This window comes from Streptomyces sp. NPDC059832 (assembly GCF_042731715.1).
Classification (GTDB): Bacteria; Actinomycetota; Actinomycetes; order Streptomycetales; family Streptomycetaceae; genus Streptomyces.
Genome location: NZ_JBHWIY010000046.1, coordinates 1 through 14,641 on the forward strand (window position 1 = coordinate 1; position 14,641 = coordinate 14,641).

Consider the following 14,641-nt stretch of genomic DNA (forward strand, 5'->3'; position numbering starts at 1 on the left):
ACGCCACCCCAACGGCGAAATCGAATTCCTCGGCCGCACCGACCACCAAGTCAAAATCCGCGGCCACCGCATCGAACTCGGCGAAATCGAAACCCGCCTCCTCACCCACCCCACCATCAAAGACACCACCATCATCACCCGCACCGAAAACACCGGCGACACCTGGCTCATCGCCTACCTCATCCCCCACACACCAACCAACCACAACGAACTACGCAACCACCTCCGCCAAACCCTCCCCGACTACATGATCCCCGGCACCTTCGTCGAACTCGACACCTGGCCCCTCAACACCGCCGGCAAACTCGACCACAAAGCCCTCCCCACACCCGAACGAAACAACGAAAAACCCTACACAGCCCCACGCACCGAAACCGAAACCAAACTCACCGAAGCCTGGGCAACCGCCCTCCAACTCGACCGCGTCAGCACCGAGGACAGCTTCTTCGACCTCGGCGGCGACTCCATCCGCGCCATCGTCCTCGTCGGCGCCATCCGCTCCGCCGGCCTCCAAGCCGCCGTCCAGGACATCTTCGAACACCGCACCATCGCCGAACTCGCCCACCACCTCGACACGACAAACACCCCCCTCCAGACCGACCACTACACCCAACCCTACGAACTCATCAACAACCACGACCGCAACCAACTCCCCCACCACATCACCGACGCCTACCCCATCTCCCAAGTCCAACTCGGCATGCTCGTCGAAATGTCCCTCGACACCGACCACGCCGCCTACCACAACGTCGACGCCTTCCGCATCCGCGACAACCAACCCCTCAACCCCCACGCACTCCAACAAGCCACGGACGAACTCCTCACCCGCCACGAAATACTCCGCACCGCCTTCGACCTCACCACCTACTCCCAACCCCTCCAACTCGTCCATGGCTCCGTCACGCACCCGGTGCCGGTGACCGACCTGACCGGTCTGGACAGGGGCGCATTCGCGGCCGCGCTGCGTGCGGTGAACGAGGAAGAGAGCGGGACACCGTTCGACCTCGCCCGGCCGCCGCTGCTCAGGACGCGTGCCGTGGTGCAGGACGAGGGGTCCTGGTGGCTGGTGCTCACCCATGCCCATCCGATCCTGGAGGGCTGGAGCTACCACTCGGTGATGGCCGAACTTCTGAAGCTGTATGCACAGTTGGTAGAGACGGGCTCGTTCGAGCCCGCGGATCCGACGCCGAGCCGGTACGCGGAGTTCGTTGCCGCCGAACTCGCCTCCCTCGACGACGAGGACGACCGGTCGTACTGGCGCGCGATGGTCACCGACCGCGGCGGCTTCGAGCTGCCGGCCCTGTGGGGCCATCCGCTCGGTGTCGACGCCGAGTCGTACGAGACGTTCCAGGTTCATGTCCCGGTGCGTGATCTCGAGCCGCGGCTGCGGGAGCTGGCCACGGCGGCCGGGGCTTCGCTGAAGAGTGTCGTGCTGGCCGCGCATCTGAAGGTTCTCGGGCAGCTCACGGAGGAGGAGTCCTTCTTCACCGGTCTCTCCTTCGACGCCCGTCCCGAACTCCCGGGCGCCGAACGGGTCGTGGGCATGCACCTCAACACCGTGCCGTTCCCGTACGAGCGCGCGGCCGTCACCTGGCGCGAGCTGGTGAGCCAGGTGTTCCGGCAGGAGGCGGAGCTGTGGGGGCACCGGCGATACCCGCTCCCCGCCATCCAGCGGGACGCGGGCGGCAGCCGGCTGCTGTCCACTGTCTTCAATTTCCTGGACTTCCACCAGGTGGACTCCGCGGTGGTCGACGAGGAGGCAAGCGTCGGCATCGGCTCGACGGAGTTCCCGCTGGCCGTGGTCGCCCGCGGCGGCCACATCGGCCTGCGCACCGACACCCGGTATCTGGACCGGGCGCATGCGGACCGGCTCGCCGAGATGTACCGGCTGGTGCTGGAGGCCATGGCGGCGGACCCGGACGGTGACGCCCGTCGGACCTTCCTCTCGGATGCGGACCGCGAGCTGGCGTTTCCGCCGGTGACCGTGCCTGAACCGTCGGCGGACACGCTGCACGCCCTGTTCGCGACGCAGGCCTCGATGCGGCCGGGCGCCGGGGCAGTGACCGCGGGTGGTACGACGCTGAGCTACGCGGAGCTGGACGCCCGCGCCAACCAGATCGCCCACCGGCTGCGCGACCTCGGTGTCGGGCCGGAGTCTGTGGTGGGTGTGTGCCTGGCTCGCGGCGTGGGACTCGTGCCGTCGCTGCTGGGTGTGCTGAAGGCCGGTGCGGCATATCTGCCGCTGGACCCGGCGCAGCCGACCGCCCGGCTGGCCGCCATGGTGGAGGATCTCGGGCCGAAGGTGGTCATCACGGAGACGTCGTACGCCTCCGTGGCCGAGGCAGCGCACTCCGGTTCACTGATCGTCCTGGACGGCGTCGACGAGCCGCTGCTGGACGCGCTCCCGGGCACGGCTCCGGAGCAGGTGACGGATCCCGCGCAGTTGGCGTACGTGATCTACACCTCGGGGTCCACGGGTACCCCGAAGGGCATCGGCGTGAGCCACGCCAATGCGGTGGCGCTGATGCGGGCCACTGCCGAGCGGTTCCCGCTGGACGAGCGGCACGTGTGGCCGCTGGTGCACGGCTTCGCCTTCGATGTCTCGGTGTTCGAGCTGTGGGCGGCGCTGCTGCACGGTGGCCGGCTGGTGGTTGTCGACGCCGACACCGCGCGTGACCCGGACGCCCTGCTGGACCTGGCGGTCGCGGAAGGCTTCACGGTGCTGCTGAACAGCCCGTCGGCGTTCCGCGGCATCGCGGCCGCGGCCGAGCGGGGCGACGAGCGGATCACCGGGCTGCCGCTGCGAGCCATGTTCTTCGGCGGCGAAAAGCACACCGGTGCCGAGCTCGCTCCCTGGACCGACCGGTTCGGGCTCGAGAAGCCGCAGCTGGTGGAGCTGTACGGGCCGTCCGAGACGACGGTACAGGTGACTCACCACCGGATCACCGAGGCCGATCTGGCCGCCGGTGCCATCCCGATCGGCCGGCCGCTGTCCAGTGCCCGCCTGCACGTCCTGGACCAGGAGGGCCACCCTGTGCCCGCCGGGGTGCCGGGAGAGCTCTACATCGGCGGGTCGCAGGTCAGCCGGGGCTATCTCAACCGGCCGGCGCTGACGGCCGAGCGGTTCCTGCCGGACCCGTTCGGCGAGCCCGGCGCCCGGCTGTACCGCACCGGCGACCTGGGCCGGATGCTGGCCGACGGCGGGGTCGAGTTCCTGGGCCGGGTCGACGACCAGGTGAAGATCCGCGGCTACCGGGTCGAACTCGGTGAGATCCAGGCCCTGCTGAACACGCACCCGGCGATCCTTCAGGCGGCCGTGGTAACGGATACCTCCGCACCGGGCGACCCGCGGATCTCCGCGTACGCCGTGCCGGCCGACGGCGCCCTGCCCGCGCCGGCCGAACTTGCCGCGTACTGCGGGGCCCGGCTGCCGGACTACATGGTTCCGGCCGCGTTCACCGAGCTCGCGCGGATTCCGCTGATCTCCAATACCAAGGTGGACCGCAAGGCACTGCCCGCCCCCGACTGGACTGCGCTGACGACCCGTCAGGAGTATGTCGCTCCGCGCACGGACGCCGAGCGGCGCATCGCCGCGGTGTGGGGCGAGGTGCTGGGACTCGACGAGCCGGGTGTCGAGGACAGCTTCTTCGAGGTGGGCGGCGATTCGATCCGCGCGGTCGCGCTGGTGGGCGCGCTGCGTACGGCCGGCTTCACCGTGTCCGTCCGGGACGTCTTCGACGCGCGTACGGTCGCCTCGCTGGCCGCACTGGATCACCCGAGCCGGTCCGGCCCGGCGTTCACACCGGTGGAGCCGTTCGCCCTGGTGCCCGAGGCCGACCGGGACGCCCTGCCCGAGGGGCTGGCCGACGCCTACCCGGTCTCCCAGGGGCAGTTGGGCATCCTGGTGGAGCAGCTCGCCGACTCCGAAGCCCTGAAGTACGTCAACGTCAGCGCGTTCCGGGTGCTGGACGAGCAGCCGCCGGTACTTGAGGCGCTGCGTGCCGCCGTGGCCGAACTGACCGCCCGGCACGAGGTACTGCGGACGTCCTTCGCGCTGACCGGCTACTCGGTGCCGCTGCAGTTCGTGCACCGCGAGGCCGGACTTCCGGTCGCCGAGGGCGATCTGCGCGGTCTCGACGAGTCTGCCCGGAAGGCATCCGTGGCGGACTTCGTGGCCACCGAACGGATCACCCCGTTCCCCGCCGACGCCCGCTCGCTGCTGCGGGTCACAGTGCTGCGGGAGGACGAGGGCGCCTGGTGGCTCGGGCTCACCCAGAGCCACGCCATCACGGAGGGCTGGAGCCATCACTCGATGGTGGCCGAGCTGCTCGAGCTGTACCGCTCGTTCCGCGAGAGCGGCGGGCCCGGCGAGTGGAGCGCGCCCGTCGTGCGCTACGCCGACTTCGTGTCCGGTGAACTCGAGTCCCTGGCCGGCGAGGAGGACCGCGCACACTGGCTGGCGGTCACCGCCGACCACGAGCCGTTCGAGCTGCCCGCCGGCCTGGGGGACGACACCGCCGAGCCGGAGTCGTTCACGGTACGGGTGCCGTTCGCGGACGTGGAGACCGGGCTGCGCAAGCTGGCGGGCCGGGCGCAGGCGTCGATGAAGGCCGTCCTGCACGCCGCCCACCTGGCGGTACTCGCCCGACTGACCGGGCAGGAGCGGTTCAGCGCTGGTCTCGCCACCGACGCCCGGCCGGAGGCCGTGGGAGCCGAGCGCGTGCTCGGCATGCACCTCAACACCGTCCCGTTCGCCTTCGACCGCGGCGCCCGCAGTTGGCGGGAGCTGGTGGCGCAGGTGTACCGACGGGAGGCGGCCGACTGGGCGCACCGTCGCTACCCGCTGCCCGCGATGCAACGGGACGCCGGCGGCACCCGTCTGGTGGATGTCACCTTCAACTACCAGGACTACCGGCACATCGACGGCGGGGAGATCGACGCGGAGGCCAGCGACGGCGCCGCGGCCACCGAATTCGCACTGATCGTCACCACCACGGGCGGCCGGCTGAGTCTGACCACGCACACCGGGGTGCTCAGCCGCGCCGAGGCCGAACGGATCGCCACGATGTACCGGGCGACGGTCCTGGCGATGGCCGCCGACACCGAGGGCGAGGCATTGGCCCCGCTGCCGGCGGGCGAGGAGGAGGCACTGCTCGGCTGGGGCACCGGCGCGCCGGGCCGCACGGACGGGACCGTGACCGGGCTCTTCGCCGAGCAAGTGGCGAAGAGCCCCGACAGCCCGGCCGTCTCGTACGCCGGCACCGTGCTGACCTACGCCGAACTGGACTCCTGCACAGACCGGTTGGCGGCACGACTGCGGCTGGCCGGAGCGGTCCCCGGGTCCGTCGTCGCGGTCGGCATGGACCGCTCGGCGCTGCTGCCGGTGACGCTGCTCGCGGTGCTGAAGACGGGCGCCGCCTATCTGCCGGTCGATCCGGCCTATCCGGACGAGCGCAAGGAAATGATGCTGCGCGACTCGGGCGTCGGTGTACTGGTCACCGACGGCAGCCCGGACGTGGCGCCCGACGGTTGGACCGGTGCGGTCCTCTCGGCCGCCTTCGACACGGACACCGATGACCCGCAGGGCGGCTTCCCGCCGGTCCACCCGGACCAGCTGGCCTACGTGATGTACACGTCCGGCTCCACGGGCACCCCCAAGGGCACGGTGATCACGCACCGGGGTGTGGTGCGGACCGTCACGGAGGACGCGAGCCTTGAGGTGCAGCCGGACGACGTGGTGGCCCACGCCTCCAGTGCGTCCTTCGACGCCGCCACCGCGGAGATCTGGGGCACCCTGCTGAACGGGGCCCGGCTGGAGATCCTGGACCGGGACACCGTGCTGGAGCCCGAGGCCCTCTCACATGCCGTCGAAAAGCAAGGCATCACCGTCCTGTTCCTGACGACATCGCTGTTCAACCACGTGGCACGGGCGATGCCTGAGCAACTGGGCCGGCTGCGCACGGTCGGCTTCGGCGGCGAGGCCGGCGATGTCACCACTGTCAGGGAACTGCTGCGAGCCGGCGCTCCCGAGCGGCTGGTGAACATGTACGGCCCGACGGAGAACACCACCTTCTCCGCCGTGCACGTGATCACCGCGCTGGACGAGCGGGCCGGGTCGGTGCCGATCGGCCGTCCGGTGCACGCTTCCACCGTTCACGTCGTCGACAGCGAACTCCGGCTGGTGCCCCGGGGCGTGCCCGGCGAACTGTACGTCGGCGGGGCCGGAATGGCCCGCGGCTACCACCGCCGGGGCGGGCTCACCGCCGAGCACTTCGTGCCGAACCCGTTCGGGACCCCCGGGGAACGGATGTACCGCACGGGCGACCTGGTGCGCTGGCTGCCGGACGGCACGCTCGACTTCCTCGGACGCGCCGATCACCAGGTGAAGCTTCGCGGGCACCGGATCGAAACGGGCGAGGTCGAGACGGCGCTGCACGGCCATCCCGCGCTCACCGCCGTCGCCGTGACCCTCCGCGAGGACGCCCCGGGCGACAAGCGGCTGGTGGCGTACACGGTCGCCGAATCCGCCGCCGCACCCTCGCCGGTGGAGCTGCGCGAGCACCTGGTGGCACGGCTGCCGGAGTACATGGTCCCGTCCGCCTTCGTGGCACTGGAGCGGCTGCCACTCACCGCGCACGGCAAGCTCGACGTCCGGGCGCTGCCGGCGCCCGACGAAGCCGCGCTCGCCGCGACGCAGGAGTTCACGGCACCCCGTACTGACGGCGAACGGCGCATGGCGCAGGTCTGGCAGGACATCCTCGGCGTCGACCGGGTCGGTGTGGAGGAGAACTTCTTCAACCTCGGCGGTGACTCGATCCGGGCGGTCGCCCTGGTCGGTGCGCTGCGCACCGCGGGCTTCCATGTGACGGTCGGCGATGTCTTCACGCACCGTACGATCGCCCGGCTGGCCGCGGCCGGTGCCGGGCGGACGGGGGACGAGTTGCGCTATGCCGAGCCGTTCTCACTGATCAGTGCCGAGGACCGGGCGCTGCTGCCGGACACGGTCACCGACGCCTATCCGCTGTCGCAGCTGCAGACCGGCATGCTCGTCGAGCAGCTGAGCGCCTCCGGCACCGGCACCTACCACCACACCACGTCGTTCGACATCAAGGACGGACATCCCTTCGACCCTGCCGCGCTGCACGAGGCGGCGCAGATCGTCACCGCCCGGCACGAGGCGCTGCGTACCGGTCTCGACCTCGACACGTACTCCGTGCCGATGCAGCTGGTGCACGCGCACGCCGAGATGCCGGTGGCCGTGCACGACCTGACCGGGCTCGCCCCCGACCAGGTGGCCGCGCGGGTCGCCGATATCAGCACGGCCGAGCAGGAGAACCCGTTCGACGTGACCCGGCCGACGCTGCTGCGGCTCGCCGCCGCATTCAGCGATCACGGCTGGCGCCTGTTCATCAGCCTCAATCACACGATCATCGAGGGCTGGAGCCACTACAACATCTGGATGGAGGTGCTGACCGCCTACGGTGAGCTGCGCGCAGGCCGCCGGCCCGTCGATCCGGAGCAGCCCCGGGTCCGCTTCGCCGACTTCATCGCGGGAGAGCTGGAATCCCTGGCCTCGGCGGACGAACGCGGATACTGGAAGGACGTCGTCGAGCGGCACACCAGGTTCGGTGTTCCGGCGGCCTGGGGCGAGGAGCCCGAGCAGGGCACCGAGCCACGGACCTTCTCCGTCGAGGTGTCCCTGCACGACATCCAGGACCGGATCCGCGCGGCGGCCCGCGCGGCCGACGTACCGGTCAAGAGCGTGCTGCTCGCCACCCATCTGAAGGTGCTGAGCCAGCTCACCGAGGAGGACTCCTTCCACAGCGGCCTGGTGTGCGACGCCCGTCCCGAGGCGCCCGGCGCGGAGCAGGTCATCGGTATGTACCTGACCACTCTGCCGATCGGCTTCCGGCGCGGCGCAGACAGCTGGCGGGAGCTGATCCAGCAGGTGTTCGCGGAGGAGACGGCATTGTGGCCCAACCGTCGATTCCCGCTGCCGGAGGTGCAGCGGGAGGCCGGACACGGCCGCCTCATCGATGTCTTTTTCAACTACCTGGACTTCCGGCAGGTCGACACCGACCTCATGGACATGAGCAGCAGCGTCCGTGAAGGGGGCACCGAGTTCGACCTCGCCGTCACGACGATGGCCGGTGAACTCGGGCTGCTGACCAACACGCGGGTCATGACCCGGGCCGAGGCCGAACGCCTCGGCGCGATGTACCGGGCGGTCCTGGACGCCATCGTCGACGATCTCGACGGTGACGCACGGACCGTGTACCTGCCGGAGGGTGAGCGGGAGCGGCTTCTCGGCGCGTGGGCCGGCAATGCCGCTACCGGCTTCGACAGCCGCCCCGTGCACCACCGCTTCGCCGAGCAGGCGGCGGCCGCCGCAGACACGGTCGCGGTGGTCGTCGGCGAGCGCACGACGACGTACGGCGAACTGGACGCGGCGGCCAACCGAATGGCTCACCACCTGCTCGGACTCGGAGTCCGCCGAGGCGACTTCGTCGGTGTCCTCACCGCACGGGGCGTCGACCAGTTGGTCACTGTGCTCGGTGTACTCAAAGCGGGCGCGGCCTATCTGCCGCTCGACCCGGAGGCGCCCGCCGAACGGCTCGGCCACCAGCTCGCCGACAGCGCGGCTCCCGTGCTCGTCACCGAGCAACACCGGCTGGCCATGCTGCCTGCCACCGACGCCCGGGTGGTGTGCGTCGACCGCGACGCGGCGGTGATCGCGGACCGGCCGGGCCATGCCCCGCAGGCTCCGGTCGACGGCGACGACTTGGCCTACACCATCTACACCTCTGGCTCGACGGGCCTGCCCAAGGGAGTCCTGGTCACCCACCACGGCTTGGCCAACTACCTCGACTGGGCCCTTCGCCACTACGGCATGGACGGCACGCACGGGGCGCCGATGTTCGGCTCGATCGCCTTCGACCTGGCCGTGCCCAGCTTCCTGCTGCCACTGATCGCGGGCCGGGACGTGGTGGTCGTACCGGGCGACCGCGGCCAGGAGGCTCTTCCCGAACTGCTCTGCGGTGACGGCGACTTCAGCATCGTGAAGATCACACCGGCCCATCTCGACCTGGTCACCACGGAGGTCGGCGAGGCGGGCGGCATCGAATCGGTGCGCACCTACGTGGTGGGCGGCGAGGAGATGAAGGCCGAGAGCGTCGCCGCCTGGCGCCGCGTCGCGCCGAACGCCCGGATCATCAACGAGTACGGTCCCACGGAGACGGTGGTCGGCTGTGTCGTGCACGATGCGACCGACGCCGACGCCCCCACCCGGCCGGTGCCGATCGGCAGACCCATCACCAACACCCAGGTGTACGTGCTGGACGCCGGGATGTGGCCGGTCCCGGTCGGCACGGTCGGCGAGCTGTACCTGGGTGGTGCCGGGGTGGCCCGCGGCTACCACGCGCGTCCCGCGCTGACCGCGGAGAAGTTCGTGCCGCACCCCTTCGCCGGTGCTCCGGGCAGCCGGCTGTACCGGACCGGTGACCTGGCCAGGTTCCGGCCCGACGGCACCCTGGAGTTCCTGGGCCGCGGCGACGACCAGGTCAAGATCCGCGGCTATCGCGTGGAACTCGGCGAGATCGAGGCGGCGCTGCTGCTCGCGCCGGGGGTCCAGGAGACCGTGGTTCTCGCACGCGAGGACACCCCCGGCGACCGACGGCTGGTCGCCTACGTCGTACCCGGAGAGGGCGCCGAGCCGGACCGGGCCGATCTGGTCGAGCATCTGCGAACCCGGCTGCCCGACTACATGGTCCCGCAGGTCTTCGTCACCCTGGAGGCGCTGCCACTGGCCGTGTCCGGCAAGGTCGACCGCCGGGCGCTGCCCGCGCCGAGCCGCTCCGGCCCGGACTCCGGTATCCCCCACCGGGCACCACGCACCGAGACCGAGCGCCTCCTCGCCGACGTCTGGTGCCAGGTGCTCGGCGTCGAACGCGTCGGTCTGGACGACAGCTTCTTCGGGCTCGGCGGCGACTCCGTCCGGGTGCTCCCGGTGATCTCCGCAGCGCGCAAGGCGGGTCTGGTGGTCTCGCTGAGCACGCTGTACGAGAACGAGACGCTGGCCGAGCTGGCCGCCGCAGTCGACCCCGCGCCGCCCACGCCCGAGGCGGATCCCGACGCGCTCGCCGAGGCATTGCGCCTGGTGATGGCCCACCAGGACGCGCTCGGTCTCCGGGTCGTACCCGAGAGCCCGGCCGAACTGCCCTCCCCCACGGGGGTGATGGCCGAGCACGGGGTGCCCGGCGTCAGCGTCGCCGTCATCCGGGACGGCGAGATCGCCGGGATCCGGGCCTACGGCGTGACCCGTGCCGGAGGCCAGGAGGCGGTCACCCCGGACACGCTCTTCCCGGCCGGGTCGATCAGCAAGCACGTCACGGCCCTCGGCGTGCTGCGGCTCGCCAAGGACGGGGTGGTCGACCTGGGCGAGGACGTCAACCGCTATCTGACGTCCTGGCAGGTATCCGGCACCGACCCGGCCAACCCGGTCACCGCCGAACGGCTGCTGCGCTTCACCGGCGCCGTCCACAACGCCACCGACAACCCGGACGACCACTACTACACGCCGTCCGAACCGCTGCCGACCGCACTGGATGTGCTGCTCGGGCGGGCCCCGGCCAAGACCCCGGCCGGCCGGCTGGAAGGGGTCCCCGGCGAGGTGTTCCTGAAGAACAACATCAGCTACACCGTCCTGCAGCAGCTCATGGAGGACGTCACGGGCGAGTCCTTCGAGCATCTGATGCGCGAACTGGTCCTGGCTCCCCTCGGAATGACGCACAGCCACTATGTGGAGAGCGACCCACGGGGCCTCGGGCACCCGGTGGCGTACGGACACGACGCGCCGGGCACGGTGCACCCCGAGGGCTGGCAGGCACATCCCGACACCGCCGCGGCCGGACTGTGGACCACTGCGTCCGACCTCGCCCGCGTCACGGTCGAGATCCGCCGGGCCCACCGCGGCCTGCCGTCTCCGGTGCTCACCCGGGAGCTGGCCGAACGGATGCTCACGATCGTCGAGCCGTGCCACTTCTACGGCATGGGTGTGTTCGTCGATGCCTCCGGCGGCGGACTCGACTACGGCCACACCGGACAGACCGCCGGCTACCGCGCCATGGCGCTGAGCCAGATGGAGTCCGGCACCGGACTGGTGATGCTGGCCAACGCCGAGCACTCGAGGCCCGTCCTGAAGTGGCTGATGGCGGCCGTGCGCGAGCAGGACCGCTGGTCCGCCAAGGGCGAGCTGGCCCGCCTGTGGGAGGCGGGCCGGGTCAACCCCGAGGCCCAGGACTGAAAGTGAGCATCTGACGTGCCTTCCCCGCTACCTACGCCCCACCCCCCTACCCGCCAAGGACGGGCTCACATGACCACTTCCGCCACCGCGCGCATGCTGCTGTCCATCGACGACCTCACCGACGCGGACCTGCGATCCGTCGTCACCCGCGGCGCCCACTTCGCCTCCGGCGAAGGCCGCGCCGAGAAGCCGCTTTCCGGCTGGGTCGCCGGAATCTACTTCAAGAAGACCTCCACCCGGACCCGTTCCGCGTTCTCCGTGGGCGCGCTGCGCCTCGGCGCGCAGATCGTCACGTACGGGCCCGGCGACCTTCAGGTCAACACCGGCGAGACCGTGGAGGACACCGGACAGGTCATGTCCCGGATGCTCGACGTTCTCGTCGCCCGTACCGCCGGGCCCGACGCCGAACTGCTGGGCCTGTCCGGCGGTGGGCGGCTGCCCGTCGTCAACGCCATGAGCGCCGCCGAGCACCCCACCCAGGGGCTCACCGACCTGACCACGCTCCAGCTGGCCTTCGGCCGGGTGGAGGGGCTGAGCCTCCTGTACGCGGGCGAGGGCAACAACACCGCCGCCGCCCTCGCCCTGGCGCTCACCCGGTTCCCCGGAACCAGTCTGGAACTGCGCACGCCGCCCGGCTACGGCGTCGAGCAGCGGGTGCTGAAGCGCGCCGAGGAGCAGGCGCAGCGGTACGGCTCCCGGATCATCGAGGCGCACCACATGGAGGACCTGCCCACCGGGGTCGACGCCATCTACACCACGCGCTGGCAGACCACCGGCACCAGCAAGCCCGACCCCGGCTGGCGCGAGGCCTTCGCCCCCTTCCAGGTCACCGGCGCGTTGTGGGAGCACTCCCCGAAGGCACTGTTCCTGCACGATCTGCCCGCCCACCGGGGCGAGGAGGTCACCGCCGAGGTGCTGGACGGACCGGCCAGCATCGCCTTCGACCAGGCGGAGAACAAGATGCACAGCGCCATGGCCGTCCTGGAGTGGATCCGGCACGGCGCCGTCGCCGACGCAACCGGTGGGACGGCGGAACTGTGACGACCGCACCCTCCGCGCAGCCCGCAGCCGGACCGGAGTCCCCCGACGTGGCCCCGCTGAGCCGCAACCGCGACTTCGTCCTGCTGTGGGTGGGCGCAGCCGCCACCGCCCTCGGCACCCGGGTCAGCGGCATCGCCTATCCGCTGCTGGTCATCTGGACCACCGGCTCCGCGAGTTCGGCCGGTCTGGTGGGCTTCGCCGCGCTGTTGCCGAATCTGCTGGTACAGATGCACGCCGGTGCGCTGGTCGACCGGTTCGACCGACGCCGCATGATGATCCTTTGCGACGTGGGCTCGCTGCTCGCCACAGGTGCGGTCGCCGCGTCGGTGGTCGCCGGTCATGTGTGGATCTGGCTGCTGATGGCGGCGGCCTTCGTCCAGGGCAGCCTCTCGATCTTCTACCGGCTCGCCGAACGGGCCGGTGTACGCCATCTGGTGCCGGCCGCCCAGCTACCGAAGGCGATGTCCGCCAACGAAGCACGCACCCAGGCCGCGGGCCTGCTCGGTCAGCCCGGCGGCAGCGTCCTGTACGCGGTCGCCCGCTCAGCGCCCTTCGCCCTGGCCACGGCCGCACACGCCGTCTCGCTGTTCTCTCTCCTGCTGATCCGCAAGAACTTCCAGGACGAACGCCCGCAGCAGCCCGGGAACATCACTGCCGAGCTGCGCGAGGGACTCTCGTGGACATGGGGGCAGCGCTTCCTTCGCTTCGGCATGCTGCTGCTCAGCGGTTCCAACCTGCTCTTCCAGGTTCTCTCGCTGGCCCTGATCCTCATCCTCAAGGACCACGGCAGCTCGGCGGCCCTCGTCGGTGTCATCACGGCGGTCAGCGGACTGGGCGGCATGCTCGGCGCGCTGACCGGCTCCTGGTGGATACGCCGGTTCGGTCTGCGCGCGCTGCTGATCGGCGGCTCCATCGGCTGGGCACTGCTCATGCCGCTGGTGGGCCTGACCGGTAACCCACTGCTGCTCGGCCTGATCTTCCTCGGCGCCGCCATGATCGGCAGCGTCACCAATGTCGCGGGTGGCATCTACCAGGTGACCGTCACACCCGACCGGCTCCAGGGCCGGGCCGGCGCCGCGATGGGGCTGATCGCCACGGGGGCCTCCTCACTCGGCACGTTCGCCGGCGGCTTCGCCCTGGAGCACTTCGGAACCGGCACCACCGTGTTCGGCGCGGCGTCCGTCATGGGGCTGATCGCCCTGTCCTCCTTCCTGCTGCCCGCCGCCGCACTGCCCGAACAGGCCGGGCCGAGTGCCCAGCCCTCCCCGCACCCAACGATGACCGACACACGACCGGAAGAACCGGAAGGTCGGAAGAAGGGAACGACGTGACCACCACCACCGGCACGCCCCTGCTGGAGCTGACCGCCGCCGACACCAGAACGCCGGCCACCCCCGAGGGGCTGCTGTCCTTCCTCACCGACAGCGCGCGCTTCGGCAGCCTGCTCACCGAACACAAGGCCGTGGTCTTCCGCGGATTCGGCCTGACGGCGGACACCGTCGACTCGGCCCTTGAGCTGGTTCTGCCCAACCGGCTCGCCTATGTGCACGGCAACTCCCCACGCACCAAGGTCGGGGACAACCTCTACACCTCGACCGAGTATCCGCAACAGTTCACCATCTCCATGCACAACGAGCTGTCGTACGCCGAGAGCTGGCCCCGTCGGCTCGCCTTCTTCTGCGAGCAGGCCGCCGAGACCGGCGGTGCCACCCCGGTCGTCGACGGCGAGGCATGGCTGGCCGCCCTGGACCCGGAGGTCCGGGAGGCCTTCGCCGGCGGCGTGCGGTACACCCAGAATCTGCACGACGGAATGGGCCTCGGCAAGAGCTGGCAGGACACCTTCGAGACCACCGACCGGAGTGCCGTCGAGACGTACCTGGCCGGGACCAGCGCCGAGTGGGCGTGGCGGTCGGACGGCGGCATCCGGGTCAGCCTGGTGCGCCCCGCCACTGTCCGGCACCCGGTCACCGGCGCCGAGGTCTGGTTCAACCAGGCCGACCAGTGGCACCCGGCGGCCCTGGGCGACGAAGCCGCGGGCGCTCTCGCCCAGTTGCTGCCGGCGGAGGAGCTGCCTCAGTACGTGTCCTTCGCCGACGGCACCCCGATCCCCGACGCCCATGTCCTGCAGATCCGCGACCGGGGCCTGGAGACCGCCGTCGATGTCGACTGGAACACCGGCGACCTGCTGGTCATCGACAACATCCTGGTCGGGCACGGCCGACGCCCCTTCACCGGGAGCCGCCGGGTGCTCGTCGCCATGACCGACTGAGCGGTACACCGCCCCAGCTTTCGTACGGA

Annotated in this window: 4 protein-coding genes; all 4 read left to right on the top strand. The window is 70.7% G+C overall.

What is annotated here, in order from left to right:
* The first annotated feature begins 70 nt into the window (after window positions 1-70).
* The 4 genes from ACFV8T_RS40725 to ACFV8T_RS40740 all read left to right on the top strand — a co-directional run bounded on the left by ACFV8T_RS40725 (window position 71) and on the right by ACFV8T_RS40740 (window position 14,612).
* The gene (locus ACFV8T_RS40725) at window positions 71-11,302 is read left to right on the top strand and encodes an amino acid adenylation domain-containing protein (protein ID WP_385337701.1); all 11,232 of its coding nucleotides are present in this window, start codon (window positions 71-73) and stop codon (window positions 11,300-11,302) included.
* Between the two features lie 69 nt (window positions 11,303-11,371).
* On the top strand, window positions 11,372-12,343 hold the full coding sequence (locus ACFV8T_RS40730; RefSeq protein ID WP_385337635.1) for an ornithine carbamoyltransferase: 972 nt from the start codon (window positions 11,372-11,374) through the stop codon (window positions 12,341-12,343).
* The gene (locus ACFV8T_RS40735; protein ID WP_385337638.1) at window positions 12,340-13,674 is read left to right on the top strand and encodes an MFS transporter; all 1,335 of its coding nucleotides are present in this window, start codon (window positions 12,340-12,342) and stop codon (window positions 13,672-13,674) included. The genes ACFV8T_RS40730 and ACFV8T_RS40735 overlap by 4 nt, the downstream gene beginning before the upstream one ends.
* Window positions 13,671-14,612 (top strand): TauD/TfdA family dioxygenase, encoded by a 942-nt coding sequence (locus ACFV8T_RS40740; protein WP_385337641.1) that lies wholly within the window; start codon window positions 13,671-13,673, stop codon window positions 14,610-14,612. The genes ACFV8T_RS40735 and ACFV8T_RS40740 overlap by 4 nt, the downstream gene beginning before the upstream one ends.
* Window positions 14,613-14,641: the final 29 nt, after the last annotated feature.

Excerpts from the sequence above, each read along its gene's own strand:
- ACFV8T_RS40730 (WP_385337635.1), top strand. The coding sequence starts at position 11,372 with ATGACCACTTCCGCCACCGCGCGCATGCTGCTGTCCATCGACGACCTC.